Origin of the sequence: Pseudomonas sp. V98_8 (assembly GCF_029967975.1) — a bacterium.
In the GTDB taxonomy this organism is placed as follows: domain Bacteria; phylum Pseudomonadota; class Gammaproteobacteria; order Pseudomonadales; family Pseudomonadaceae; genus Aquipseudomonas; species Aquipseudomonas umsongensis.
Genome location: NZ_JASCAE010000041.1, coordinates 46,129 through 71,261, shown reverse-complemented (window position 1 = coordinate 71,261; position 25,133 = coordinate 46,129). Strand labels below are relative to the sequence as shown.

General features: G+C 60.8%; 24 protein-coding genes and 1 pseudogene. 5 read left to right on the top strand and 20 right to left on the bottom strand.

Annotated elements, in window-relative coordinates:
- Positions 1 to 4 precede the first annotated feature (4 nt).
- The 7 genes from QLG10_RS12065 to QLG10_RS12035 form a co-directional block, all read right to left on the bottom strand.
- Complete coding sequence (locus QLG10_RS12065) at positions 5 to 649, bottom strand: tetratricopeptide repeat protein (RefSeq protein ID WP_110751327.1); 645 nt, start codon at positions 647 to 649, stop codon at positions 5 to 7.
- The gene (locus tag QLG10_RS12060; protein ID WP_110751325.1) at positions 646 to 1,455 is read right to left on the bottom strand and encodes an SDR family oxidoreductase; all 810 of its coding nucleotides are present in this window, start codon (positions 1,453 to 1,455) and stop codon (positions 646 to 648) included. The genes QLG10_RS12065 and QLG10_RS12060 overlap by 4 nt, the downstream gene beginning before the upstream one ends.
- A complete protein-coding gene (locus QLG10_RS12055) occupies positions 1,442 to 2,116 on the bottom strand; it encodes an iron-containing redox enzyme family protein (RefSeq protein WP_033043748.1) in 675 nt (224 codons plus the stop codon). Before QLG10_RS12055 ends, QLG10_RS12060 begins: the two co-directional genes overlap by 14 nt.
- Positions 2,113 to 3,594, bottom strand: coding sequence for an AMP-binding protein (locus QLG10_RS12050; protein WP_282487396.1), 1,482 nt, complete (start codon positions 3,592 to 3,594; stop codon positions 2,113 to 2,115). Before QLG10_RS12050 ends, QLG10_RS12055 begins: the two co-directional genes overlap by 4 nt.
- A complete protein-coding gene (locus QLG10_RS12045) occupies positions 3,584 to 4,261 on the bottom strand; it encodes a thermostable hemolysin (protein ID WP_282487395.1) in 678 nt (225 codons plus the stop codon). The genes QLG10_RS12050 and QLG10_RS12045 overlap by 11 nt, the downstream gene beginning before the upstream one ends.
- 117 nt (positions 4,262 to 4,378) lie before the next feature.
- Positions 4,379 to 5,734 carry a dicarboxylate/amino acid:cation symporter gene (locus QLG10_RS12040; protein WP_110751319.1) on the bottom strand — a complete coding sequence of 452 codons (1,356 nt, stop codon included), beginning with the start codon at positions 5,732 to 5,734 and terminating at the stop codon, positions 4,379 to 4,381.
- 106 nt (positions 5,735 to 5,840) lie between these two features.
- Complete coding sequence (locus tag QLG10_RS12035) at positions 5,841 to 6,896, bottom strand: tartrate dehydrogenase (protein ID WP_110751317.1); 1,056 nt, start codon at positions 6,894 to 6,896, stop codon at positions 5,841 to 5,843.
- Between the two features lie 136 nt (positions 6,897 to 7,032).
- Between QLG10_RS12035 and QLG10_RS12030 the strand changes: the two genes are divergently transcribed.
- On the top strand, positions 7,033 to 7,941 hold the full coding sequence (locus QLG10_RS12030; RefSeq protein WP_110751315.1) for a LysR family transcriptional regulator: 909 nt from the start codon (positions 7,033 to 7,035) through the stop codon (positions 7,939 to 7,941).
- Between the two features lie 60 nt (positions 7,942 to 8,001).
- Here QLG10_RS12030 and QLG10_RS12025 read toward each other — a convergent pair whose 3' ends face one another.
- The 5 genes from QLG10_RS12025 to QLG10_RS12005 all read right to left on the bottom strand — a co-directional run bounded on the left by QLG10_RS12025 (position 8,002) and on the right by QLG10_RS12005 (position 12,943).
- Positions 8,002 to 9,342, bottom strand: coding sequence for an MFS transporter (locus QLG10_RS12025; protein WP_110751313.1), 1,341 nt, complete (start codon positions 9,340 to 9,342; stop codon positions 8,002 to 8,004).
- A gap of 83 nt (positions 9,343 to 9,425) precedes the next feature.
- Complete coding sequence (locus QLG10_RS12020; RefSeq protein ID WP_248677168.1) at positions 9,426 to 10,358, bottom strand: 3-keto-5-aminohexanoate cleavage protein; 933 nt, start codon at positions 10,356 to 10,358, stop codon at positions 9,426 to 9,428.
- A gap of 96 nt (positions 10,359 to 10,454) precedes the next feature.
- Positions 10,455 to 11,243, bottom strand: coding sequence for an SDR family oxidoreductase (locus tag QLG10_RS12015; protein ID WP_188264032.1), 789 nt, complete (start codon positions 11,241 to 11,243; stop codon positions 10,455 to 10,457).
- Positions 11,240 to 11,962: a GntR family transcriptional regulator gene (locus tag QLG10_RS12010; protein WP_110751308.1), complete on the bottom strand. Its 723-nt coding sequence runs from the start codon at positions 11,960 to 11,962 to the stop codon at positions 11,240 to 11,242. Before QLG10_RS12010 ends, QLG10_RS12015 begins: the two co-directional genes overlap by 4 nt.
- Before the next feature lie 108 nt (positions 11,963 to 12,070).
- Positions 12,071 to 12,943, bottom strand: a complete 873-nt coding sequence (locus tag QLG10_RS12005) for a LysR family transcriptional regulator (protein ID WP_282487394.1) — start codon at positions 12,941 to 12,943, stop codon at positions 12,071 to 12,073.
- A gap of 100 nt (positions 12,944 to 13,043) precedes the next feature.
- On the opposite strand from QLG10_RS12005, the gene QLG10_RS12000 reads away from it, so the two are divergent.
- Positions 13,044 to 14,435, top strand: a complete 1,392-nt coding sequence (locus QLG10_RS12000) for an aldehyde dehydrogenase family protein (protein WP_282487393.1) — start codon at positions 13,044 to 13,046, stop codon at positions 14,433 to 14,435.
- A 135-nt stretch (positions 14,436 to 14,570) separates the two neighbouring features.
- Here the strand turns inward: QLG10_RS12000 and QLG10_RS11995 are convergent, their stop codons facing one another.
- Together QLG10_RS11995 and QLG10_RS11990 are read right to left on the bottom strand one after the other, a co-directional pair.
- Positions 14,571 to 15,815 (bottom strand): saccharopine dehydrogenase family protein, encoded by a 1,245-nt coding sequence (locus tag QLG10_RS11995; protein WP_020801089.1) that lies wholly within the window; start codon positions 15,813 to 15,815, stop codon positions 14,571 to 14,573.
- Between the two features lie 27 nt (positions 15,816 to 15,842).
- A complete protein-coding gene (locus QLG10_RS11990) occupies positions 15,843 to 16,940 on the bottom strand; it encodes a carboxynorspermidine decarboxylase (RefSeq protein WP_033044664.1) in 1,098 nt (365 codons plus the stop codon).
- A 270-nt stretch (positions 16,941 to 17,210) separates the two neighbouring features.
- On the opposite strand from QLG10_RS11990, the gene QLG10_RS11985 reads away from it, so the two are divergent.
- Together QLG10_RS11985 and QLG10_RS11980 are read left to right on the top strand one after the other, a co-directional pair.
- Complete coding sequence (locus tag QLG10_RS11985) at positions 17,211 to 17,957, top strand: hypothetical protein (RefSeq protein WP_110751304.1); 747 nt, start codon at positions 17,211 to 17,213, stop codon at positions 17,955 to 17,957.
- A 180-nt stretch (positions 17,958 to 18,137) separates the two neighbouring features.
- Complete coding sequence (locus QLG10_RS11980) at positions 18,138 to 18,344, top strand: hypothetical protein (protein WP_110751303.1); 207 nt, start codon at positions 18,138 to 18,140, stop codon at positions 18,342 to 18,344.
- Positions 18,345 to 18,768: 424 nt separating this feature from the next.
- Here the strand turns inward: QLG10_RS11980 and QLG10_RS11975 are convergent.
- From QLG10_RS11975 to QLG10_RS11955, 5 genes and pseudogenes are all read right to left on the bottom strand, one after another.
- A pseudogene (locus QLG10_RS11975) lies at positions 18,769 to 19,056 on the bottom strand (nucleotidyltransferase family protein); the annotation flags it as partial.
- Positions 19,057 to 19,080: 24 nt separating this feature from the next.
- The gene (locus QLG10_RS11970) at positions 19,081 to 20,130 is read right to left on the bottom strand and encodes a nitronate monooxygenase (protein WP_282487392.1); all 1,050 of its coding nucleotides are present in this window, start codon (positions 20,128 to 20,130) and stop codon (positions 19,081 to 19,083) included.
- A 34-nt stretch (positions 20,131 to 20,164) separates the two neighbouring features.
- Complete coding sequence (locus QLG10_RS11965; RefSeq protein WP_282487391.1) at positions 20,165 to 20,554, bottom strand: tautomerase family protein; 390 nt, start codon at positions 20,552 to 20,554, stop codon at positions 20,165 to 20,167.
- Positions 20,555 to 20,682: 128 nt separating this feature from the next.
- Positions 20,683 to 22,200 carry a CoA-acylating methylmalonate-semialdehyde dehydrogenase gene (locus tag QLG10_RS11960; RefSeq protein ID WP_110751295.1) on the bottom strand — a complete coding sequence of 506 codons (1,518 nt, stop codon included), beginning with the start codon at positions 22,198 to 22,200 and terminating at the stop codon, positions 20,683 to 20,685.
- A gap of 133 nt (positions 22,201 to 22,333) precedes the next feature.
- Positions 22,334 to 22,999 (bottom strand): MOSC domain-containing protein, encoded by a 666-nt coding sequence (locus tag QLG10_RS11955; protein ID WP_248677172.1) that lies wholly within the window; start codon positions 22,997 to 22,999, stop codon positions 22,334 to 22,336.
- Between the two features lie 115 nt (positions 23,000 to 23,114).
- Here QLG10_RS11955 and QLG10_RS11950 point away from each other — a divergent pair, with 115 nt between their 5' ends.
- Positions 23,115 to 24,002, top strand: coding sequence for a LysR family transcriptional regulator (locus QLG10_RS11950; RefSeq protein WP_033043782.1), 888 nt, complete (start codon positions 23,115 to 23,117; stop codon positions 24,000 to 24,002).
- A 111-nt stretch (positions 24,003 to 24,113) separates the two neighbouring features.
- On the opposite strand, the gene QLG10_RS11945 is transcribed toward QLG10_RS11950, so the two are convergent.
- The gene (locus QLG10_RS11945) at positions 24,114 to 25,133 is read right to left on the bottom strand and encodes a nitronate monooxygenase (protein WP_248677173.1); all 1,020 of its coding nucleotides are present in this window, start codon (positions 25,131 to 25,133) and stop codon (positions 24,114 to 24,116) included.

The following is a 25,133-nucleotide window of genomic DNA, read 5'->3' as shown; positions in this document are numbered from 1 at the left end:
CCTGTCAGCCGAGTTTCTTGTTCACATCCACCAGCAGTGTTTCGATCTCTTTGCGACGCCCGGCATCGGCGGTTTCCCGCCCGGGCCGAGGGGCGGCCAACAGGGCCTTTTGCAACGCTGCCTTGGCCTCAGCGTAGCGCTTTTGACGGTAGAGGTGATCACCCCAAAAGTACAGGCTGTCGATGCCATTGGGGTTCATCTGCAAAGCGACCTTGAGCAATTGCTCGGCTTTGTCCGAGTCACCGAAACCGATGGGCCAGCCTGGCACACGATCATACAACGCGCCGAGACTGGTGTAGGCCGAACCTTGCAAGGCCTTGGGGTCCAGGGTCAGGGCTTTTTCCAGATATTGCTTCGCGTCCTTGACCTTGCCAAGGGCTCCGAGCCCCCCTTGGGCGCCGGCCCAACTGCTGGTGACGATGCCGGACCAGATCCAGGCCTCAGCCACCGATTGGCGCTCCTGGGTAAACGCTGCCGCCTGGGTGGCGAGCTTTTCGAAGGCGGCGGTGCGTTGCTCCTCTGGCAACTCGTACTGAATATGCGCCCAGCTCTGCTGGATGCCATTGAGACGTTGCTGGTCGGCGGCGTCCAGGGCCCAGACGCTCTGGCTCAAGGCGCCCAACAGTAAATACGCGGCAAATTTTTTCATGGCTCGAGGTTCTCGTTGTCTGGCTTTTGACTCAGGCGGCGAATCAGCGGCAATTGCTTGCGCAGACCCCGATCCACCAGGTTGGGCAACAGGCTGTTGAGGCGCACGAAGAATCGCTCCGGCCAGCCCAGATACAGGTCGCGGCGGTCGCCGGCAATGGCGTGGATGACCGCCGAGGCGACGGTTTGCGGGTCATCGACGCTGGATTTGAGTGCGTCATTCAAGGCCTGCGCCGCCGGGCTGTTCATGCTTGTATGGGTGGCGCGCGGTGCGACGTACAACACACCGACCCGGGTGTCCGCCAATTCCCGGCGCAGGGCTTCGGAAAACCCGCGCAGGGCGAATTTGCTCGCGCAATAACTGGCGTAACCGGCATAGCCGATCGAGCCATAGGTCGAGCCGACGTTCACCACCATGGCGCTGTCCGCCTGCTTGAGCAGTGGCAGCAAGGTTTTGGTCAGGCAGATTGGCGCGCTGATGTTCACCGCCAGCATCGCGTTGATTTCGCTGTCTTCGAGCTGTTCGAGCATGGCGAAGTGGTTGACCCCGGCCGCATTGATCAGCAGGTTGATCCCACCCAAGACTTCGGCGGCGGCCAGCACCTTGCGCCGGTCGGCCTGCAATGTCAGGTCGGCGCCCACCCAGAACAGCCTTTCCCGGTAGCGTTCGAGCAAGGGCTCCAGCGCCTCCCGATGCCGGGCCACGGCCAGCACCGTGGCGCCACTGGCGCACAGCGCGGTGGTGATCGCCAGACCAATGCCGCCGCTGGCACCGGTCAGTACCACGCGAGTCTCAGACAGGCGCATGCGGGTTCTCCCCGTCGTGTGGCAGGCCGCGGAACATGTCGGCGTAAAGCCGGTACACCACTTTGGAGGCGTGAATGACGGCGGCCTGATCGCCAGGGTCGTCCAGTTTGTTCATCAGTCGCCGGTAGGTCTGCATATGCTCGATGTCCAGCGACCCATGGGAATCGAGGTAGCTGAAGGCGCTTTGCGGCAGGGCCAGACGTTCTCGAATGCTGCCAGCGGCATGGGTGGCCAGGGCGATGCTGGTGCCTTCCAGCACATTGACCATGCCGAACAGCCCCACCGGGTTACCCCGGGCAATCAGGTCGTAAAGAAAGCTGACCATCAGCTCGATGGCCAACGACGGCTGGCCGCCGCGCACCGCCTCCTTGTCGCCGCCACAGGCCTGAATGTCATCGAGTACCCATTGTTCGTGACCGTATTCATCCTCGATGTACTCGCACACGGCTTCGCGCAGCCACTCCAGGCGTGACGGCAGGCGTGCACCGCAGGCCATCATCAACGGCACGGTATGGCGCACGTGGTAGTAAGCCTGGGCCAGAAAGGCCCGGTAGCTCTCCAGGCTGACCTTGCCTTCGAGGGCATCGACGATGATTGGCAGATTGAACAGCGTACTGCGCTCCTGGTGGGTGGCCTCTTGCAGGGTGTCGAAAAAGCTCATGATGCGGGTTCCTCGAATAGTACCGACTCAGTCAGCTGCGCCCGGTATCGCTCGACGATGGCGTCGCGGCGTGGTCGACCGTTGGCTGTCAGCAGGCCATTTGTAACGGTGAAGGGTTGTTCCAGACGGGTCCAGTGCTGGACCCGGGCGTAATCGGGCAAGGCCTCGTTGGCCTCGGCCACGGCGGCGGCCAATTGCTCGTCCGTGCAGTCCGCACGGTGCGGCCAGAGCAATGCATGGTTGCCCGGCAGGGCTTCGCCATGGACGAAGGCCTGGGCGATATGACGGCGCTGGGTCAGTTCGGCTTCGACCCACTCGGGGTTGACGTTGCGCCCGAAACTGGTGACGAACTGATGTTTCTTGCGGCCCTTGAGGTAGAGGAATCCCTCCTCGTCGAACTCACCGAGGTCACCGCTGGGCCACCACTCATCAGCATGCGGCGCCTCCCCCAGGTAACCCAGCAGGGTCGAGCCCTTGATCAGCACTTCGCCGTCGTCGGCCAGGCGAACCTGCACATGGGGCAAGGGGCGGCCGACACTGCCAGGACGGCAGGCTTGCGGTGTATTGAGGCACACCACCGACGCACATTCCGACAATCCGTACCCCTCGTAAGCCGGCACGCCTGCACGTTGGGCTCGATGCAACAGATCTTCGCAAACCCGGGCGCCACCCACGGCGGCAAAACGCAGGTGCTGCGGGTCGAAGGCTTTCTGCTCGGCCGCGCCGACCAGCATCAGCAGCAACTGCGGCACCAGGATCAGGCTCTGGGGCGATCGTTTCGCCAGGCACGCCAGCAGTTGCGGCACATCCACGCCACTGGCCCCCTGGATCCCGAGGGTTTTCTGGCTGGGCAGGCTCAAGGTCGCGCCGGCATACAACGCGGCATAACAACCGATGTTCTCCAGCAAAATGGCGAGCGGCAACAGCGCCAGATGATGCTGCGGATGGCAGCTTCGACTGGCCTGATCCAGTTCGCGGGCGACTTGCAGAATGCTGTCGGCACTCAGGCACACGCCTTTGGGTGTCCCCGTGGTGCCGGAGGTAAACGTCAGTTTGGCGGTGCCTTCGGGCATCCGGTTCGAGCCACTGAAGGTACGGCGCCAGAACTCGCCGGATTTTTCATAGCCGCCTGCTTGCAGTTCGGCTGTCTGGTGCGGCTCAGCGATCACTATTTCGGCCTGGCTTTGTTCCAGGCAATGACTGCGCTGCGCCGGGCTGAAGAAAGGCGGTAAGGCGACACACGTCAAGCCTTCGAACAACGCGGCCAGGTCCCAGAGCATCGCCTCGACACCGTTGTCCAACGCCAGGGCGAGCACCTTGATGTGTTCATCGCGCAGTCGTTGCTGGCGCTCGATCACTTCGGCGTACAGGGTGGCGTAGTCCAGTTTCAACTGATCGCCCCACAAGGCAATGTCATCGCCCTTGCGGGCGGCATGATCGCGCAGTGTCCGTTTGAAACGCTCCACTTCAGGCGACATGGCAACACCCCTCGATGGACGAAGGCAAACCCAGTCGACTGAACAGACCTATGTTGCGTAAATGAATGAACCCACTGCGGATATTGCCAACGTGGACCCAGGGTTTGCTTTCGTAGTAACTGCCCCAGGCATGGCGCTCCTCGCCCAAGCGCGCAGGATCGGCGGCACACAGTGTCACCGGCTTCAAACCCAGGCGATGGAAGCTGTTCACCAGGCCAATATTGCCGGTGAACGCCACCCACTCCAGGCCACCCATGGCCAGCACGTAGGTCAACGCGATGATGCTCATGCGCGCGCTGCCTGTATCGGCGGCCGCCAGATTACCGACTTCGACGATGGCGGATCGCTCCACGGTGCGGTCCGCCGTGGCACTGATCAGCGGATCGATCGGCTCGTCCAGATAACCCTCCAGAAACAACGGGTGTGTGCCTGCCAGTCGCACGCCAGCCACTGCGCACAAGGTACCGCAAGCATCGTTCATGCCAAACAGCTCTGGCATGAAATGACGGATGTCGGCGCCGTGGGCCTTGCGAAAACGTTGCTGGATGAAGCTTTCGAAGACGCTCCGCTGCTCGTCGCCGGGCAAAGCCCTGAGGAGACTCATTGGCGGTGTTTCGGCTTGGCCGAAATACAGCGGCAACTGCACATTCCAGTTGAATTCGGACATTGGAAAACACCTCCCCCGGATCAATTGAGAGAAGTATCAAAGGGATTTCTTAACGAAGTCTGAAGATGACAAAAAACTGCCAGGGCGCTGAACCTCGACCTTCAGCGCCCTGCCCCCTCAGGCCCTCGTGGTTTTCTGCAAATTCCCTCGCAAAGGGTTGATGGCTAACGAGGGCGCCACGGCGGCACTCTCTGGCGGCACGGCCTCGGGCACTTTGTCTTCGGCGTCGCCATTGAGGGCCTTGTGCATTTTTACCGTATCCAGCGCTCCGACCCATTTGGCGATCGCCATGGTGCCCACGCCATTGCCGATGGTGTTGGTGATCGCACGCGCTTCCGACATGAATCGGTCGACCCCCAGCAGCAGCACCATGCCCGCCACAGGAATGGTGCCCAGGGACGAAAGCGTTGCCGCCAGAATGATGAAGCCGGAGCCGGTGACGCCCGCCGAGCCCTTGGAGGTGAACATCAACACCGCCAGCACGATCAACTGATCGGTCAGGGTCAGTGGCGTGTTGGTCGCCTGGGCAATGAAGATTGCGGCAATGGTGTAGTAAATCGCCTGGCCGTCGGGGTTGAAGGTCAAGCCCGAGGGGATGATCATCCCGGCCACGGGCTTGGAAACGCCGGCCTTTTCCATCTTGGCAATCATCTGCGGCAACACCGATTCCGAAGAGCTGGTGCCGAGCACGGTAAACAGCTCTTCCTTGATGAACTTCAGGAACTTCCACAGGCTGAAACCGCTGTAGCGGCAGATCGGCCCCAGGACAAAGATCACGAATACCGCGCAGGTCAGGTAGACGCAGGCCATCAGTTTGCCAAGGGAGAACAGCGAGCCGAAGCCGTACTTGCCGATGGTGAATGCGATGGCACCGAATGCACCGATCGGGGCCAGGCGCATGACCATGTTGACAATGCGGAACATGCCCTGCATCAGGCTATCGAGCGTGTCGACAAATACCTTGCCACGTGGCCCCACATACGCCAGCGCTACACCGAGCAGTATCGAAAACAACAGGATCTGCAGGACATTGCCCTTGGCAAAGGCGTCGACGATGGTGTCGGGGATGATGTTCATGATGAAGTCCATGAACGATGCATGCTTGACCGCGGAGGTGTAGGTGGCGAGGCTTGAAGTGTCGAGCGTGGCGACGTCGATGTTCATGCCGGCACCAGGTTTGAAGACATCCACCACCACCAGGCCGACCACCAGGGCCAGGGTGGAAACCACTTCGAAGTAAATCAACGCGCGAAACCCGACGCGCCCCAGTTCCTTCATGTTTTCCATCTTGGCGATGCCGGTGACCACGGTCAGGAAGATCACCGGGGCCAGGAGCATCTTGATCAGCTTGATGAACGCGTCGCCCAAGGGCTTGAGCGCAGTACCGGTCTCGGGCATGAACACCCCGACGATCGCGCCGAGAATGACGGCGATGAGCACTTGTACGTAGAGTTTGCCAAATATTCTTTTCATGACAGGGCCCTGATTTTTTATTGTTGTCAGGAAATGCCAAGGAGCCGGACCGGTGATCCGCCCCTCGGCGTTGTGCCGCAGTACTCGTTTGAATCGCTGGAAACTATCAGCGGTTGATCAAGGCGATGATGGCCTCGGTGATCTGCCGGGTGGTGGCGTTACCGCCCAGATCCGGGGTATGCAGGCCGCTTTCAGTCACGGCTTCGATGGCCGACATCAACTGCTTGGCCGCGGCTGGCTCACCGAGGTGTTCGAGCATCATCGCCGCTGTCCAGAATGTCGCGATCGGGTTGGCGACACCCTTGCCGGTGATGTCGAAGGCCGAGCCGTGGATCGGTTCGAACATCGAAGGAAATCTGCGCGACGGGTTGAGGTTGGCGGTCGGCGCGATACCCAAACTGCCGGACAGCGCGGCGGCCAGGTCGGAGAGGATATCGGCGTGCAGGTTGGTGGCGACGATCACATCCAGTGTCGATGGCTTGAGCACCATGCGCGTGGTTACCGCGTCGACCAGTTCCTTGTCGATCTTCACGTCAGGGAAGTCCTTGGCGACCTCAAAGAAAATCTCGTCCCACAACACCATGCCATGACGCTGAGCGTTGGACTTGGTGACCATGGTCAGGTGCTTGCGCGGACGGCTCTGCGCCAGCTCGAAAGCAAAGCGGTGAATGCGCTCCACCCCGGCACGGGTGAATACCGACACCTCGGTGGCGACTTCTTCCGGCAAGCCCCGGTGCACGCGACCGCCGTTGCCGGAATATTCGCCTTCGGAGTTTTCCCGCACCACCACCCAGTCGATCTGGTCGCCGTTGTGCAGCGGGCTTTTCACCCCGGGCAGCACGCGCGCCGGACGCACGTTAGCGTATTGGTCGAAGCCCTGGCAGATCGGCAGGCGCAAGCCCCACAGGGAAATATGGTCAGGTACGTTGAGCGCACCGACGGCGCCGAAGAAAATCGCGTCGAAGGTTTTCAGTTCTTCCAGCCCGCCTTCCGGGATGTAGTAACCGTTTTTCAGGTAGTTGTCCGAGTTCCAGTCGAAGTGTTTGAAATCCAGTTCGAAGCCGGACTTTTTCGACAGGGCCTGCAGCACCTCGACACCCGCGGCGATCACTTCCACACCGATACCGTCACCTGGAACCGCAGCAATTTTGTATGCGCTCATCGTTAACTCCACTCTCGTCACGTTTTTGTTGTGCCTGCTGAACGGGGTGTTCAATCAGGGGGTGAGCGGAGTATATGTAGTGAGTAAATGAGCGTGAGTTACCCAAAATAACTACATAGATGAATTTGAGTTACGAATGGACCAGACCCTGGATTTGTCTTTTTTCTACCTGCTGGCCAACAAAGGCAGCCTGGCAGCCACGGCCCGAGAGCTGGGCGTGACGCCACCGGCAGTGAGCAAACGCCTGACCGCCCTGGAAGCACGGCTCGGCACACGCCTGGTCAATCGCACCACGCGGTCGATGAGCCTGACGTCGGAAGGCGAGCTGTATTTCTCCCACGCCGCACGGATCCTCACCCAGATCAACGAGCTTGAGCAGTTGGTCAGCAGCAGCCGCGCCACCCCCAAGGGGCTGATCCGGGTCAATGCCTCCCTGGGCTTTGGCCGGCGCTATATCGGCCCTGCCCTGGCGGCGTTCTTCGCCCAATACCCGGAGGTGGAAATACAGCTGGAAATCAGCGACCACCCACTTGACTTGGCGACTCACGGATTTGATTTGGGCATACGTTTCGGCACCCTGCCAGACGCCGCCTTCCATGCGCGCAAGATCGCCTCCAACCGTCGCCTGTTGTGTGCCTCACCGCTCTACCTGGACAAATACGGCACACCAGGAAAGCTTGCCGAGTTGCAGGATCACAACTGCATTTTCATCCGCCAGAACGAATCACCCTATGGGGTCTGGAGCTTCAACAACGGCGGGCGCAAGGAAAACATCAAGGTGCATGGCGCCTTGGGTTGCAACGATGGCGAGGTGGCGCTGAACTGGGCGCTGGATGGCTTCGGCATATTGCTGCGGGCCGAATGGGACATCGCCCGCTATGTACGCAGCGGCCGCTTGCGCCTGGTGCTGGAAGACCAGACCCCTACCCGCGCCGACGTGTATGCGGTCTATCCGCAACAGCTGCATTTGTCAGCGAGAGTGCGCTGCCTGATCGACTTTCTGATCGAACGTTTCAAGCACATTGATAACATCGAGGAAAACTAGGGTGGGGAGGTAGCAAATATCCTTCCCACCCTGTTGCGGAGCCTTTTTATCAGCGCGCACTCACACAGGCTGACGCCGGCCTTGCAGCCGTTGTTTGCCCAGCTGTTGCTCATGGCCCTGGCGCAAACGCAACGCAGCCAATGCCGCGACGACCAGGATAATCGCCACGATTTTCATGCCATTCATGGCATTGCCCGTGCTTTGCTCGATCAATCCCATGACAGAGGGGCCGACAAAACCGCCCAGCAGGCCGCACGAGTTAACGAACCCCAATCCTCCGGCGAGCGCTGCGCCCTTGAGTCGCGAAGCGGGGTAGAGAAAGATGATCGACTGCACGACGAAGAACATCACCGCCGAGATGCAGAAGCCCAGCAGGCTGATCACAGGCCCCGCCAGCGAAGCGATCGCCAGTCCCGCGGCCATGGTCAGCAAGCCCGCTACCAGCATTTGTCGGGAGCGCGCTGGCGTGGAGGCGTATCGGGGCAGTGCAATGGCGCCCACCGCCGCCGCCAACCAAGGCAGGGAAGTCAGCAACCCAACCTGCAAAGTACTCAGGTCGCCGTATTTGCCGATGATCCCGGGCAGGAAAAAGATCACCGTGTAGATCGTGATCTGGTGGCAGAAGTAGACCAGGATCGCCAACAGGATCTGCGGGGTGAGGCATTGTTTGAACGAGTGGCCACCTTTGCCTGCGCCCTCCTCCGACTCAGCTGCCAGGCGCTGCTCGATCTGCTCGGCTTCGGTGGCAGTCAGCCAAGGCGCCTTGCTTGGACGATCGGGCAATTTTTTCCAGACCACCATGGCGAAGAACACGGCCGGCAAGCCTTCGAGCATGAACATCCACTGCCAGCCGCGCCAGCCCCAGACACCGTCCAGTTGCATGAGCACCGCACCCAATGGCCCGCCGATGATGTTGGCAAAACACACACCCAACAGGAAGTAACCGGTCGCCCGGGCGCGTTGCTCCCGGCCAAACCAGTACGTCAGGTACAGCATGACGCCGGGGAACAGGCCCGCTTCGGCGATGCCCAGCAACAGGCGCAGCACGTAGAACGACGTTTCGCCCTGGACAAAAGCCATCGCCGCGGAGAGCAGGCCCCAGGTGACCATGATGCGTGCAATCCAGAATCGCGCGCCGACCTTGTGCATGATCAGGTTGCTGGGTACTTCCGACAGTGCGTAGGTCAGGAAGAACAACCCGGCGCCCAACCCGTAGGCCGCAGCGGAAATGCCCAGGTCGACATCCAGGTGATGCTTGGCCAACGCGATGTTGGTGCGGTCAAGAAAGCTCAGCACGTACGCCGCTATCAACAACGGCATCAGTTTGACGAACATCAACTTGTTCAGCGTCGCCGGATCGCGGGGTTCGGAAAGCGCGTCGGTTTTATTTATTATTGTCATCGGACTAACCTTTTCGAGTTGTCATGAGCCAGTCTCGAACGCGGACGCTCGAGACATGGAGGCCGAGCCAGAGAGCGGCGATATTAAAAATCGACCTGGTCCTTGCCCTTGAGATCGAGCATTTCCCGTGCCTCATCCGGGGTCGCCACGCGCCCGCCCAAGGCTTCGATCACCGTGCGAATGCGCTTGACCTGATCCGCATTGGACGCCGCCAGTTTGCCCGGTCCGTCCCACAGCGAATCCTCAAGGCCGACCCGCACATGGCTGCCCATCGACAGGCCCATGGTGCCCAGCGGAATCTGGTTGCGACCGGCGCCCAGGATCGACCATTGGTAAGCATCGCCAAACAGACGGTCGGCCGTGCGGCGCATGTGCGCCAGGTCTTCAGGATGGCCACCGATGCCGCCGCGCAGGCCGAACACCGACTGAATGAAGATCGGCGCCTTGAGCAACCCGCGCTCCAGGAAGTGCGCGGCGGTGTACAGGTGGCCAATGTCGTAGCATTCAATTTCAAAACGGGTACGGTTCTCGGCGCAGGCATTGAGGATGTGGGCGATGTCGCGGAAGGTATTGCGGAAGATCCGGTCGTCACTCTCGGCCAGGTACGGCCGCTCCCAGTCGTGCTTGAACTCGGTGAAACGGTCGAGCATTTCGTACAGGCCGAAGTTCATCGAGCCCATGTTCAACGACGCCAGCTCTGGCTTGAGCTGCGCCACGGGCTGCAGGCGTTCTTCCACGCCCATGGTTGGCGCGCCGCCGGTGGTAATGTTGATCACCACGTCACTCTTGGCCTTGATTTGCGGCAGGAACTGACGGAACAGGTCGACATCCTGGCTGGGCCGGCCATCGATGGGATCGCGCGCATGCAGGTGGACAATCGATGCGCCCGCCTCGGCGGCACCGATGGCGGCGTCGGCGATTTCCTGCGGCGTGATCGGCAAGTGTGGCGACATCGACGGCGTATGGATAGCACCGGTGACTGCGCAGGTAATGATGATCGGGCGTTTTTTGGACATGAGTATTCTCCGTTCTTGTTCTTGGCGAGAAAGTTATCGGGGTCACTCGACGCGGACTGGTTGTCCGGCCGTTGTTGCGATCGGGGGTCGAGGCGCCTAGAGGTACTCGACGTTGCCATCCACGCTGATGGCCTGGCCGGTCACGTTGCGTGCGGCCGGTGAACACAGGAACAGCGCCATCGCGGCAACGTCCTCGGCAGTCACCATGCGTTTGAGCGAGATCTTTTTCAGGTACTCCTCGCGCATCTCGGCTTCAGGCACGTTCATCTGTTCAGCGCGGGCACGAATCACACCGTCCATGCGTGGGCCTTCGACGATGCCGGGCAGCAAGGCGTTGACGCGGATGTCGCTTTCGCCAAGCTCCGATGCCAGGGATTTCATCAGGCCGATGATCGCCCATTTGGTCGCCGCGTACGGCGTGCGCCAGGCGTAACCCAGGCGGCCGGCCACCGAGGCGATGTGGATCAGGTGCGCGTTGGGTGACGCCTTGAGCAGCGGCACGGCGTGGTGGGCAAAGCGGTACTGGCCAGTGAGGTTGATGTCGATGGTGCGCTGCCATTCTTCGTCTGTGATCGCATCGATTCCGGCAGTCGGTCCGGCGATCCCGGCGTTGTTGACCAGGACATCGAGGCCACCGAAATGTTCGAGCTGAACCTTGAACACCGCTTCGATCTGCGCCGGGTCACCCACGTCCGCGCGGGTGGCGACGCTGTCCGGATAACGGTCGCGGAACGCGGCAAGGGCCGCTTCGCTTACATCGCACACATGCACCTTGGCGCCGGCTTCCATGTAGGCCGCCGCCAACACTTCGCCGATCCCGGCAGCACCGCCGGAGATCAGAACACGCAGGCCGGTGTAGGGAATCAGTCGGTCGAGAACGCTCATGCCTTTTTTACTCCAGAGACAGGCGACCGTGAACGGTCGCTCTTGACGATCAGGCGCGACAGGGAGTCGGCAGCCTGCATGATGTCGTCGGTGACCGCCGCCCGGGCTGCAGCCCCATCACGGGCGGCCAAGGCCTCGACGATGCGGTTGTGCGCTTCCATCGAGCGCTGAAGGTGCGCCTTGTCAGGTGCTACCAGCGCAAAGCAGGGGCCCATGTGCAGCCAGAAATTCTCCACTGCCGCGATAGTCAGGTCGGCTTTGGCAACTGCATAGATGCGTCGGTGGAAGGCAAAGTTGGTCCACAGGTAACGGGCCACATCGACACTGTCGGCGGCTTGCTGCATCTGGTCGCACAGGTGGCTGATGTCCTTGAGGTCGGCGTCGTTGAGCAGGATGACCGCTTTCTCGGCCAGCAGGCCTTCGAGCGCAACCCGGGCATCGCGGATCTCGCGCAGGCGTTCGGGGGTCATCATGCGTACACGCAGGCGGGACGTTTCGGTGACTTCGAAGGCGTTTTCCGCACTCAGGCGGTTCAGTGCTTCCCGCACCGGCATCGGGCTGGAGCCGAGCGCCTCGGCAAGACCGCGGATGGTCAGTTTCTGGCCTGGCTGGAAGCGGCCGCTCATCAGCGCTTCGCGGATCTGGCGGTAGACCTGATCCTGCAGGGTATCGCGGGACACCTGGCGCATGGTGGGCAGGAGGATCGGATGATCTGTCATGAGTAATGGCTCACATTGGACGTTCTTATGGGTCCAATATGTGATCACAAATAACATATGTCAAATTTTTTTGAGAATGCGCCTCGACGTGCCCTCCCCTCCATTTGACTAATTCATTGCTTTACACCGCTCCTCCAGCAAGCGCACGAACATGGTCAGGCTCTGCGACACCGTGCCCCTGCGCCATACCAGCCAGGTGAGCAAGTAGCGGAAGGATTCGGACAATGGCCAGACGCTGACCGTGCTGCACCCGGGCATGCTCTGCAGCATGCTGCGCGGCATCAGGGCCAGGCCGGCACCGGCGCTGACGCAGGCGAGCATGCCGTGGTAGGACTCCATTTCGAAGATCTTGCCCGGCACTGCCGCGTCGTTGGCGAACCAGCTTTCGAAGTGATGGCGGTAGGAGCAGTTGGAGCGGAAGGCGTAGATATTTTCGCCGTTCACGTCCTGCGCGCGATGGATCGGGCTGTGGTTGAGCGGTGCGATCAGTACCATTTCTTCTTCGAATGCCGGTACGCCTTCCAGCGCCGGGTGCAGCACCGGGCCATCGACAAACGCGGCGGTCAGGCGGCCCGCCAGCACCCCGTCGATCATGGTCCCGGAAGGTCCGGTGGACAGGTCAAGCTCGACCTTGGCGTACTGCTGGTTATAAGCCGCCAACAGCTCGGGAATCCGCACCGCTGCGGTGCTCTCCAGCGATCCCAGGGGAAATGTACCCTGGGGTTCTTCGCCGGCCACCGTGGCGCGGGCCTCCTGGACCAGGTCGAGAATCCGTCGGGCGTAGTCGAGGAAGCTCCAGCCGGCTGGCGACAGGCGCAGGCGGCTTTTTTCGCGGATGAACAGGTCGACACCCAGGTCCTGCTCCAGTTGCTTGATCCGCGTGGTCAGGTTCGAAGGCACCCGATGAATGTGCTGCGCGGCGACGCTGATGCTGCCGTGCTCGGCGACAGCCTTGAAAATCTCGAGCTGAACCAGGTCCAATTCATTCTCCAAACGTGAACAAGACGCTCATTATTATTCAGTTTCAAGAAAACATACAGCACCGTAACCTGAGCCCATTCTTACCCCGCAGGACGGTGCCATGACCCACATATCCAGCCTTACCCACGCCATTTCGATCAACCCGGCGACCGGTGAACAGATCGGCCACTATCCTTTCGAATCCGTAGCGGCAATGGACGCCGCCCTGTCGCGTTCCGCCAACGGGTTCCGCGCCTGGCGCCGCGAGCCGGTTGCACAACGCGTGCAACGATTGATTGCCCTTGGCCAGGCATTGCGCGACAACGCCCAGGCCATGGCCACCATGATTACCCTGGAAATGGGCAAGCCGATCGCCCAGGCCCGCGGTGAAATCGAAAAATGTGCGCAGCTCTGCGACTGGTATGCCGAACACGGGCCGGCCATGCTCAGCGCTGAACCCACGCTGGTCGAAGGCAACAAGGCGCGCATCGAATATCGCCCGCTGGGCCCGATCCTCGCGGTCATGCCGTGGAACTTCCCGGTCTGGCAAGTGCTGCGCGGTGCGGTCCCGACCCTGCTGGCCGGCAATACCTATATGCTCAAGCACGCGCCCAATGTAATGGGCAGTGCCTACTTGCTGTTGGACGCCTTCAAGCAGGCGGGCTTCGCCGAAGGCGTCTTCGAGGTTATCAACGTCACGCCGGACGGCGTTTCCAAGGCGATCGCCGACCCACGCATCGCCGCCGTCACCTTGACCGGCAGTGTGCGAGCCGGCATGGCTATCGGCGCCCAGGCGGGTGCGGCACTGAAGAAGTGCGTGCTGGAACTGGGTGGTTCCGATCCATTCATCGTGCTCAATGATGCCAACCTCGACGACGCCGTCCAGGCGGCCGTGATCGGTCGCTATCAGAACACCGGGCAAGTCTGTGCGGCCGCCAAGCGGCTGATCATCGAGCAAGGCATAGTCGAGGAATTCACCCGGCGCTTTGTCGACGCCACGCGTAAACTGGTGGTCGGTGAACCACTGTCCGCCGAGACGTACATCGGCCCGATGGCCCGCTTTGATCTGCGCGATGAACTGGATCAACAAGTGCGCGACACCCTGGAGGAAGGCGCGACCTTGTTGCTGGGCGGCAAGAAAGCCCAAGGCCCGGGCAACTTCTATGAGCCTACGGTGCTGGCGGGTGTCACTGACCAGATGACTTCATTCAAACAGGAGCTATTTGGACCGGTCGCTTCGATCATCACCGCTCGTGACGCAGCGCATGCGCTGGAACTGGCAAACGACAGTGAGTTCGGTCTGGCGGCTACCGTCTATACCGGCAATGTCGAGCAGGCACAGCAGATGGCCAGCGAACTGGAAACCGGTGGGGTCTTCATCAATGGCTACTGCGCCAGTGACCCGCGCGTGACCTTCGGTGGCGTGAAGAAAAGCGGGTTCGGCCGTGAGCTTTCGCACTTCGGCGTACGCGAATTCTGCAATGCACAGACGGTGTGGCTGGATCGCCACTGATCGAATCTGCGCAGTTGATCCAATGTGGGAGCGAGCCTGCTCGCGATGGTCGTTGACGATGACGCTGGTTTACTGAATAAACGCAGTGCTCTTCAGTCCATCGCGAGCAGGCTCGCTCCCACAAAGTCCCTATCCTCAGGCGTTGCAGTCCCACGCACGATCGCCGTGCTCGTCCTTGATGCGGGTCGGCAGGCCCATCACGTCCAGCGCCTTGAGGAATGCCTCGGCTGGCAGCTCCTCGACGTTGACCATGCGCTGCACGTCCCACTCGCCACGGGCTACCAGCAGGGCTGCAGCCACCGGTGGTACGCCAGCGGTATAGGAAATGCCCTGGCTGTCGGTTTCGGCAAAAGCTTGCTCGTGGTCCGCAACGTTGTAGATGAACACTTCGCGCGGTTGGCCATCCTTGGTGCCCTTGACCAGGTCACCGATGCAAGTCTTGCCGGTGTAGCCAGGCGCCAGCGAGCTCGGATCAGGCAGCACGGCCTTGACCACCTTGAGCGGCACGACTTCCAGGCCTTCGGCGGTCTTGACCGGTTGCTCGGAGAGCAGGCCGAGGTTCTTGAGCACGGTGAACACATTGATGTAGTGCTCGCCGAAGCTCATCCAGAAACGTACGTTGGGCACGCCGAGGTTCTTCGACAGCGAGTGCACTTCATCGTGACCGGTCAGGTACAGGTTCTGCGAACCGACTACCGGCAGGTCGTCGGTGCGCTTGACTTCGAACATGGTGTTGCTGGTCCACTGGCTGTCCTGCCAGCTCCACACCTGCCCGGTGAACTCGCGGAAATTGATTTCCGGATCGAAATTGGTGGCGAAATATTTGCCATGGGAACCGGCATTGACGTCGAGAATATCGATCGAATCAATGCTGTCGAAATACTGTTGTTGGGCCAGTGCCGCGTAGGCATTGACCACACCCGGGTCGAAGCCCACGCCGAGGATGGCGGTGACGTTCTTCTGCTGGCATTCCTCGAGGTGCTTCCACTCGTAGTTGCCATACCAAGGTGGCGTCTCGCAGATCTTGCCTGGCTCTTCGTGGATGGCGGTGTCCAGGTAGGCCGCGCCGGTATCGATGCAGGCACGCAGCACCGACATGTTGAGGAAAGCGGAACCGACGTTGATGACGATCTGCGATTCGGTTTCGCGAATCAGCGTCTTGGTCGCCTCGACGTCCAGGGCATTGAGGGTGAATGCCTTGATTTCAGCGGGCTGTTTGAGGCTGCCCTTGGCCTTTACGCTGTCGATGATGGCCTGGCATTTGGAGATGTTGCGCGACGCGATAGCAATACGACCGAGCTCGTCGTTGTGCTGCGCGCACTTGTGGGCCACCACCTTGGCGACACCTCCTGCACCAATGATAAGTACGTTCTTCTTCAATTTTTCTCTCTCTCCTTCTCAGCCAGCTTACGAGAGGCTGGACATATAGTCGTTGTAACCGAATTCACGAACCACCTCGACAGTACCGTCGAGTTGTTTCACTACGATGGACGGCATTTTCAGGCCGTTGAACCAGTTTTTCTTGACCATGGTGTAGCCCGCGGCGTCGACGAACGACAGGCGGTCGCCGATGGCCAGCGGACGATCGAACTGGTACTCACCGAAAATATCGCCGGCCAGGCAGGATTTGCCGCACACCATGTAGGTGTGCTCACCCGCGCTCGGGGCCAGCTTGGCGTTCAGGCGGTAGATCAGCAGGTCGAGCATGTGGGCTTCGATAGAGCTGTCCACGACCGCCAGGTGCTTGCCGTTGTAGAGCGTGTCAAGCACGGTGACTTCCAGCGACGCACTCTGGGTGATCGCCGCTTCGCCCGGTTCCAGGTAGACCTGCACGCCGTACTTTTGCGAGAACGCCTTGAGGCGCGCGCAGAACTCATCCAGCGCGTAGCCTTCGCCGGTGAAGTGAATACCGCCACCGAGGCTGACCCACTCGACCTTGTGCAGCAGATGACCGAAACGCTCTTCGATGGTGCACAGCATGTCGTCGAACAGGCCGAAGTCACCGTTCTCGCAGTTGTTGTGGAACATGAAGCCGGAAATCTGCTCGATGACCTGCTCGATCTTCACCGGGTCCCACTCACCCAGGCGGCTGAACGGCCGTGCCGGGTCGGCCAACAGGTAATCGGAGCTGCTCACCTGCGGATTGACCCGCAGGCCACGGACCTTGCCTTCAGACGCTTGCGTGTAGCGCTGCAACTGGCCGATGGAGTTGAAGATGATCTTGTCGCAGTTGTCGAGCATCTCCTCGATTTCGTCATCGGCCCAGGCGACGCTGTAGGCGTGAGTCTCGCCAGCGAACTTCTGCCGACCGAGCTTGAGTTCGTAGAGCGACGACGACGTAGTGCCATCCATGTATTGCTGCATCAGGTCAAACACCGACCAGGTGGCGAAGCACTTGAGTGCCAGCAGGGCCTTGGCCCCGGACTGCTCGCGCACGTAGGCAATCTTTTCCATGTTGCCCAGCAGCTTTTGCTTATCGATGAGGTAGTACGGCGTTTTGATCATTTCGAGGCCTCCGGCAAGGCCAGCCAAAAAAAGGATGCGCATTGTGCCCGCACTGGCCACATATCGAAAGAGCAGAAGTGCAGTTCGTCGGACAAGGATCCGCACCGCAACCCCGCAAAGTCGCACTCACGTACGACAAAAAGATGACACCAAGGCCAATTGCCATCTTTTTCGAGAACTCGCCGACGACCGGTCTTACGTTGTACCAAAACCGACTATTGTTGTTAGTGACAGGTCCGTCACGGACCCTGGTGCGCTGATGGAGTTCTCATGAATAGAACCAGTCTTGCTGCTGTTGTCACCTCCCTCCTGGCGGGCGCCGCCCCGTCATTCGCTAGCGCAACACCTTCTGAAAACCCTGTTTTTTCCGCCGGCCTGCTGGGAAGCTACAGCGAGCTGGAGTTTACAGGCCGCAGGACCAGCAGTTCCGAGCATATCCCCGAAGCAGGACTGTTCCTCAACTTCGGCAACAAGATGACGGGCCGGGGCGGCCTTGTGTATCAGGCAGAAATCACCGGGCAGTACTCCGAAGAAAAGCATCAACGCGTCACCGATGGCCAGGCCGACCTGGACCTGGGGTGGAGAATCGCCCTGGATGCCGACAATTTTTTCGACGTTTTGATCGGAGCAGGCTATAAGTGGAACCGTTATGACCCGGATTTTCACAAGTACGACATCAATCTCACCAGTCGCACTCCCTTCGCTAAAGTCGCAGCCGGCTACAACCACGCCTTCAGTACCTCAACCTTGCGCCTGGAAGCCGGCGTTCGCAAGGTCGTCAACGGAAATGCGCAGCTGGAAATCCACAACGTGGACAGCGAGGAACAGGACCTCAAGGACACCACCAATCCATTTGTCGAATTGAGCTGGCTGTTCAACCAGGAGGGATCGATTCCGGTGATTGCCAGCCTTTACTACAACCGCTTCAAATACGACCTGGACGGTCAATTTCAGCTAACCGACTTCGACAAGCAGACCCGGGACGAGTACGGCGTAAAGCTCGGCATCGTGTTTTAACCGAGGCCCATAACCTTTCGTCGTAAATGAAATCGCCACAGGTAATCCTGGCCTTCTCTGGCGTGGGGATTGCACCGGCCCGCGTTAGCCATCGCGAACGACATAAAACTGACGCGATGGCCATCCAATCAACGCTAAAGGACTCCAGCAAAACGCTTGGTCAGTCACCGGAGATGTAACGTGTCAACTCTCAACGAAATCGCAGCGAACCACGCGAGAATGGCTAAGGAAAAGGAACAAGAGTCGACCGGACTGAGCGAGCGACAAGCGCATATTGTGGGAAGCATTGAAATCTCCTCCCCCGTCGAGCAACCGCATGTGCCTTTGCACCTTGTCGCGGCAGCCCAGGACAATAACCTCGTCCAGGTATCGGCCTTTTTAGCCTGACGGCACTCGATGGGAGAAACCACCCAGGCTATTTTTGCTGGATTCTTTTGGCGTACATATCCATTGCTGCGGTAACGGCTGCTTATGGTTTCGCGGTTTCTGCAGGAGCGAGCTCGCTCGCGAAAAACCTGAGGGCTCCCCGGGGTGTCAGGCTTCCCGCGTCATCGTTGACCTCCATCGCGACGGTGCGACGATTCGACATGCTCGCTCCTACAGGGGTCGTCGCGATGGGCCATCGTGGTTTAACGGGGCGCTCGCGATCAAAAGCAAAGCGAGGCGGCCTGATTTCAAGCGAACACGTTGATCGTTCCCACGCTCCGCCAGGGACGCCCCGCGTTCCGCTGACGACGCATGACCTGAGCAGTGCGCAACAGTGACGCAGAGCGTGGGAACCATCATCGATCACAACGCGGACAGGCACGCCTTACACAACCTTCAACCATGGCCAGCGAACCTGATAACTCTTCGCCTTCTGCTCGAACAAGTCAGGCCTGGGGTTTGCCGGATTGATGCGCAACACACCATCGTCCAAGTCCTCCAGGCCGTAGGGGGCGTAGACCTCGCCGGTGACAACATCCAGATCAATACAAGTACCCGCCACCAGGTAGCGATCAATCCCGTCCCTGGCCGATTCAAGCCTGAAATAAGTCCCGCCAAAGCGCTGACTGTACCAAAGGTGCACGCGCCCCTGGTTCTTGAACTCGACGTTGACCCCAAAACCATGACAAGCCCGCACTCAGGATTGCATCTCGGCCGCGAGCAGCTTCACCAACGCTGCGGCCGGCAACTCCCGAGCCAATGGTGCCCCCTGTCCAGCCCATTGCACGGCAAAATCGCTATTGGTCCGGGCCGCCGCCGCGGCGTTGAGCGCCTTGTTGGCGTCATAGGTGAGTGGGTAGTCCGGCAATTCGATGCCTGCCCCTTCGAGGCTGGTGAAGTTGCGATTGACCATGCCCCGGGCCGGGCGGCCGGAAATGACGCTGGTGACGTGCGTCTGATGCGCGCGCGGGCCTTTGAGCGCTTCGCGATAGGCAGCGTTCGCCGACGATTCCGTGCAGAGAATGAATGCAGTGCCCAACTGCGCGGCACTGGCGCCCAACTGCATGACGGCGTTAATGCCTGCACCGTCCATGATGCCGCCCGCGGCAATCACTGGCAGACGACAGGCATCGACCAGTACACGCACCAAAGCGCAGGTGCCCATCTGCAAATCCTGCCGCGGATCGAAGACCCCGCGATGCCCACCCGCCTCGTAACCCTGTGCCACCAGTGCATGCACGCCCGCGTCCTGCGCCGCCAACGCTTCGGCAAGGCTGGTCACGGAACACAACAGCAGGATGCCAGCGGCCTTGAGTGCATCGATGGCTGGTCGTGGCGGCAGGCCAAAATGGAAGCTGACCACCGCCGGCCTTTCTTCCAGCAGCATCTGCAGCATGTCGGCATCTTCGACGAACGAAGTGTAGATTTCCCGCAGCGACACCGGTGGCTCGGCACCAAACTCGGCGAAAAAACCTGCCAGAAATTGTAACCACCGGGATTCTCGGAAGGTGTCCCGGACAGCCGGCTGGTGGCAGAACACATTCACGTTGAAGGGTTTGTCGGTATGCGTCGCGGTCTCACGCAGCATCGCCCGCGCCTGCTCGACGTTGCTCGCGCCAATGCCGATGGAACCCAGCCCGCCAGCATTGGACACCGCCGCCGCAAGCCGGGAGGTGGAGACGCCCACCATCGGCGCCTGAATGATCGGCAATTGGATGTTCAATAGGGACAACAGTGGATTGGACATGGCAGCACCTGGGCCTGATGAATGAAAGTGAACGCTAGAGCTCTGCAGTCAGAAATTGCGCGCGGCCACGACCGAACGACCAGTCCGCGTCGGTGTTCTCCACCAGTGAAACAATCAGGTCGTCCGGCGACAGGCCGCACTCGGCGTGCAACTGCTCGGCCAGCAAGCGGTAGAACGCGACTTTTTGCTGCTGGGCGCGCGGGCGCGAAATCAGCGTCAGCAACACCACATTGTCCGATCGCGAGTAACCCAATCCCGTGTCGTGCAGTACCAACCCCCCCGGCCGGTGTTGCGTCACGCTCTGGTAGCGATCACTGGCAGGCACCTCGAATGCCTGGACCATGGCCTGATGCGCCACCTCCAGCAAAGTGCGCAACTGTTCGTCGCTACGGCCTTGAATGATGTCGAACTTGAGCAATGGCATCGCGGTTTACCTTGGGCAAGAAAATGGGAGCGAGCCGCCGTTGAGAAAAGGCAGAGCCGCTCCCTGGGACAATGGACAGCGTGCAAGCCCGCGCCTGCACACCCTCCAACCCGAAAGCGCGTGAAGGCCTACTTGGAGGTCGGCATGGCAAACTCGGCGCCCTTGGCAATGCTGTTCGGCCAGCGCTGCATGACCGATTTCTGTTTGGTGTAGAAACGCACGCCCTCTTCGCCATAGGCGTGCATGTCACCGAACAGCGAGCGCTTCCAGCCACCGAAACCGTGCCACGCCATCGGCACCGGAATCGGCACGTTGATGCCGACCATGCCCACCTGGATGCGAGTCGCGAATTCACGGGCGATATGGCCGTCGCGGGTGTAGCACGCGGTGCCGTTGCCGAATTCGTGGGCATTGACCAGATCGACCGCCTCGGCGAAATCCTTGACCCGCATGCACGCCAGCACCGGACCGAAGATTTCCTCCTGGTAGATCTTCATCTCGGGGGTGACATGGTCGAATATTGTGCCACCGAGCCAGAAGCCCCCGGCGCAATCGGCGCCGGCCTGCGAGCCATCGAAGTCACGGCCGTCGACCAGCATCTCGGCGCCTTCAGCGATGCCTTGCTCGATGTAGCCGGTGATGCGCTGGTGCGCCACGCGCGAAACGATCGGGCCCATTTCGGCGGCCAGGTTCATGCCCTCGAGGATCTTCAGTGTGCGGGTGCGTTCCACCAGTTTGGGGAGGACCTTGTCGGCCACATCACCGACAAACACTGCCACCGAGATCGCCATGCAGCGCTCGCCGGCAGAACCGAATGCCGCACCGATCAGCGCATCGACCACCTGCTCGACGTCGGCGTCGGGCATCACCACCATGTGGTTTTTCGCCCCACCCAACGCCTGCACACGCTTGCCGTGGCGAGCGCCGGTCTCGTAGATGTAGTTGGCGATTGGCGTGGAGCCGACAAAACTCACGGCCTTGACTTCAGGGTGGTCGAGCAGCGCGTCCACGGCTTCCTTGTCGCCCTGCACCACGTTGAATACGCCGTCGGGCAGCCCGGCCTCCTTGAACAACTCGGCAATCAGTAACGCCGGCGATGGGTCGATCGGGCTGGGCTTGAGCACGAAGGTGTTGCCGCAGGCGATGGCCACCGGAAACATCCACATCGGCACCATCACCGGGAAGTTGAAGGGCGTGATACCGGCCACCACGCCCAGGGACTGGCGCAGGGTCCAGTTATCGATGTTGGTCGAGACTTGCTCGGTGTAGTCGCCCTTGAGCAATTGCGGGATGCCGCAAGCGAACTCGACAACCTCGATGCCGCGCGTCACTTCGCCCTGGGCATCGGTGAAGACCTTGCCATGTTCGGTGGTGATCATCCGGGCCAGGGTGTCGCGGTGCTCGTTGAGCAGCGCGAGGAACTTGAACAGAATGCGCGCGCGGCGCAGCGGCGGTGTCGCCGACCAGGCGGGAAAGGCGGCGGCGGCCGACTGCACCGCGGCGTCGACGTCCGCGGCGCAGGCCAGGGCCACCTTGCCGATCACCCCACCGGTGGCGGGGTTGGTGACGTGCTGCGAGCGACTGGAAGTGCCGGGTGTCAGGCGACCGTGAATGTAGTGTGCGATGTCTGCAGGCTGGGTGCTCATGGCGGGTTGTCCCCTGGTGGTGGATAGGAGCCATCTCTTGTTGTTGTCAGGCCGGGGCGGTTGAGCGCTCCCGACATGGCCACGTTAGGCCCGCCGATAAATCATGTAAAATGATGATTAATGATCTTATGGATCATATTTTATGAAGCAGCCATTTCGCCCGCTCGCCCAGGCGGCGCTTCCAGTCCGCGGCCAGGCCGACGCTGTCCGCCAGCGCGAGCAAATCGTCGATCAGCGGCCGGTGCGCCAATTGCACCTGCCAGAACTGGTCGATGGAAAACCGTTCGTTATGCCGTTCCAGCAATTCAATGCGGTCCCCCGCTTGCAGCCAGCCCGGCTCGAGCACCCGGTAATACCAGCCGGTGATTCGTTCCCGGGCGACGAACATCGACATGTGCTCGGCATCAAACCGATGGTTGATCTTCCAGCACGGACTGCGCGGCTGGGAGACCTGCAACAGGCTGCTGCCGATGCGGAACACGTCGCCGATGTGCACGTTGAGTTCCGAAAGCCCGAATGCGCAAATGTTCTCCCCCAGGCTCCCCACAACCAGTTGCGCGGCACTGGGGGCAAAGGCCTGCGCCAGACGCTGGTAGTTCTGCGCCGCATACTGATGCACGGCTTTTTCCGGCCCGCCGTGCACCCGGGTGTCGCCGTGCTGGTCGCCGACGATCCCATGTAACTCCACGCGCACCGGGCCTGCCTGGCGTTGCTTGAAGATGCCCGTGCGCTGCCCTTCAGGCTGCAATAGCGCCAGGCCTCCAGCGAAGACATGGTCGATTGTCGAAATCAGTGTCATGGGCCGACCTTCACTCATCAGGGGGTTTTAGTCACTTTACTAATCACCAGAAATGGCCGTAAAGTGATCGTTAAGCATGTCAGCGATCACTTCTACTGATAGATGGTGACAACAAATGGAAATGCGCCAACTGAAGATTTTCTGCGCCGTGGCCGAACTGGGCAGCTTCACCGCCGCCGCGTTGCAGGTGAATACCGTGCAGTCCAACGTCACCATGCGCGTGAAGGAACTGGAAGCCGAACTCAATCGCGAACTGTTCATCCGCAAGAAATCAGGCGTGGTACTCACCTCGGCGGGCGAGACCTTTCTCGGTTATGCGCGGCGCATCCTGCAACTCACCGACGAGAGCCGCAGCGCCCTGATGGACACCGGCAGCCCGAGCGGCCTGCTCAGGCTCGGCTCGATGGAGACCACCGCTGCCATTCGCTTGCCGCAAGTGCTGACCCGCTACCGCGAGCAGTATCCCGACGTGCAGTTGTCGTTGCTCACCGGCACCACGGTCGAGTTGATCAAGGCCATTGAAGCCCATCGCCTCGACGGTGCCTTCGTCGGCGGCTTTCACCAGAACTCGGCGCTGGCCCAGGAAGAGGTGTTCTGCGAAGAGTTGGTATTGGTCAGCAGCAGCCAGTTCGAAACGTTGCCGGCGCTGATCGAGAAAATGCCCCAGCAGACCGTGCTGGTGTTCCGCACCGGCTGTTTCTATCGTTCGACCCTGGAGAACTGGTTCTACCAAGTGGGTCTTGTGCCCAACCAGATCATGGAACTGGGCACGCTCGACGGCATCCTGTCGTGCGTGGCGGCGGGCATGGGCGTGACCCTGTTGCCCAAGGCCATCGCAGAAAACTGCAGCGTGCGCCATGCCATCCGCTGCCACACCCTGCCGGCGGAATTCGCCAATGTCTCCACGGTGTTCATCCGCCGCAACGACACGATGATCACCTCGGCGATGAGCGCGTTCATCGGCCTGGCGCAACAACAGATCGCCCGGCCGGCGGTGGCTTGAACTACATCGGCAACCACTGTGGGAGCGAGCCTGCTCGCGAAAGCGGTGGTTCAGTCGACATCCATTCTGGATGTGCTGTCGCCTTCGCGAGCAGGCTCGCTCCCACAAGGTTCACTGCCAGCCGAGTGTCCTTCTCTGCTCGTTCAGGAACCGTCCTGTCGCAGCGTAGTCCGTGACCTTTCTCTCGGTTACAGACAACTGATCCAGCCCGCACGCCAGCTCCGCCACCCGCTCGGCAGCCGGCACGACACTGTGGATCTTGCCCACCCCCTGCCCCGCATACAGCGACAGCTTCTGCGCCATCCGAGGCTTGTCAATCGCCCGGGCCCCGCCGCCGATAAAGCGCAGCAGGTTCCACTTGTCCCGATTGGGAATCACCCGGTGCGGCGTGCCGTAGGTCCAGCCGAACGAATAGCCGGTGCGGTACTCCGTGTCATCGGTAGTCGCCTCGATGATCTTCTGTTTGTACAGCGGATGGGCGTTGGACTCATCGGTGGCAATGAACGCCGTGCCCACCACCACCCCTGACGCGCCGAGCGACATCAGTGCGCGCACATCATCGCCGTGGACGATACCGCCGGCCGCCAGCACCGGCTTGCCCTCGGCGACGGCCAGGATCGAGGTCAACAACGGCATGATGCCGATCGTGCCGCGATTGAGGTGCCCACCGCTTTCACTGCCCTGGGCAATGATGATGTCCGCACCCTGGGCGATGGCGATGCGGGCCAGCTCCACCGACCCCGCTTGCACCATCACCAACAGCCCGGCGTCTTTCGCCCGGGGAATCATGTCGGCGGCATATTTCTCGGCATAGAACAGCGACAACAATTTGGGCTTCTGCTTGAGGACCACCTGGAACTGCGCTTCGAACACATCCGGCCCGCCGAACTGCGGCACCAGGTTCACCCCGAACGGCTGGTCGGTCAGTGCCCGTGTTTCCTCGATCCAGCGACGCAAGGCCAAAGGCGGCAGCCGCAACCCGCCGAGCACGCCCATGCCCCCGGCGTTGGCCACGGCCCCGACCAGTTTCGGGCCGGATATGGCGGCCATGCCGCCGAGAAATATCGGGTAGTTCACGCCGCAGAGCCGGGTGACGACATTACCCGAAAAAACCGTTTTGTCCTGTTTCAT

Excerpts from the sequence above, each read along its gene's own strand:
- QLG10_RS11950 (WP_033043782.1), top strand. The coding sequence starts at position 23,115 with ATGGAAATGCGCCAACTGAAGATTTTCTGCGCCGTGGCCGAACTGGGC.
- QLG10_RS12025 (WP_110751313.1), bottom strand. The coding sequence starts at position 9,342 with ATGACAATAATAAATAAAACCGACGCGCTTTCCGAACCCCGCGATCCG.
- QLG10_RS11990 (WP_033044664.1), bottom strand. The coding sequence starts at position 16,940 with ATGATCAAAACGCCGTACTACCTCATCGATAAGCAAAAGCTGCTGGGC.
- QLG10_RS12065 (WP_110751327.1), bottom strand. The coding sequence starts at position 649 with ATGAAAAAATTTGCCGCGTATTTACTGTTGGGCGCCTTGAGCCAGAGC.
- QLG10_RS12020 (WP_248677168.1), bottom strand. The coding sequence starts at position 10,358 with ATGTCCAAAAAACGCCCGATCATCATTACCTGCGCAGTCACCGGTGCT.
- QLG10_RS12045 (WP_282487395.1), bottom strand. The coding sequence starts at position 4,261 with ATGTCCGAATTCAACTGGAATGTGCAGTTGCCGCTGTATTTCGGCCAA.
- QLG10_RS11965 (WP_282487391.1), bottom strand. The coding sequence starts at position 20,554 with ATGCCATTGCTCAAGTTCGACATCATTCAAGGCCGTAGCGACGAACAG.
- QLG10_RS11960 (WP_110751295.1), bottom strand. The coding sequence starts at position 22,200 with ATGAGCACCCAGCCTGCAGACATCGCACACTACATTCACGGTCGCCTG.
- QLG10_RS12010 (WP_110751308.1), bottom strand. The coding sequence starts at position 11,962 with ATGACAGATCATCCGATCCTCCTGCCCACCATGCGCCAGGTGTCCCGC.
- QLG10_RS11970 (WP_282487392.1), bottom strand. The coding sequence starts at position 20,130 with ATGTCCAATCCACTGTTGTCCCTATTGAACATCCAATTGCCGATCATT.
- QLG10_RS12040 (WP_110751319.1), bottom strand. The coding sequence starts at position 5,734 with ATGAAAAGAATATTTGGCAAACTCTACGTACAAGTGCTCATCGCCGTC.
- QLG10_RS12015 (WP_188264032.1), bottom strand. The coding sequence starts at position 11,243 with ATGAGCGTTCTCGACCGACTGATTCCCTACACCGGCCTGCGTGTTCTG.
- QLG10_RS12035 (WP_110751317.1), bottom strand. The coding sequence starts at position 6,896 with ATGAGCGCATACAAAATTGCTGCGGTTCCAGGTGACGGTATCGGTGTG.
- QLG10_RS12050 (WP_282487396.1), bottom strand. The coding sequence starts at position 3,594 with ATGTCGCCTGAAGTGGAGCGTTTCAAACGGACACTGCGCGATCATGCC.
- QLG10_RS12030 (WP_110751315.1), top strand. The coding sequence starts at position 7,033 with ATGGACCAGACCCTGGATTTGTCTTTTTTCTACCTGCTGGCCAACAAA.
- QLG10_RS11945 (WP_248677173.1), bottom strand. The coding sequence starts at position 25,133 with ATGAAACAGGACAAAACGGTTTTTTCGGGTAATGTCGTCACCCGGCTC.
- QLG10_RS12060 (WP_110751325.1), bottom strand. The coding sequence starts at position 1,455 with ATGCGCCTGTCTGAGACTCGCGTGGTACTGACCGGTGCCAGCGGCGGC.
- QLG10_RS12000 (WP_282487393.1), top strand. The coding sequence starts at position 13,044 with ATGACCCACATATCCAGCCTTACCCACGCCATTTCGATCAACCCGGCG.
- QLG10_RS11985 (WP_110751304.1), top strand. The coding sequence starts at position 17,211 with ATGAATAGAACCAGTCTTGCTGCTGTTGTCACCTCCCTCCTGGCGGGC.
- QLG10_RS12055 (WP_033043748.1), bottom strand. The coding sequence starts at position 2,116 with ATGAGCTTTTTCGACACCCTGCAAGAGGCCACCCACCAGGAGCGCAGT.
- QLG10_RS11955 (WP_248677172.1), bottom strand. The coding sequence starts at position 22,999 with ATGACACTGATTTCGACAATCGACCATGTCTTCGCTGGAGGCCTGGCG.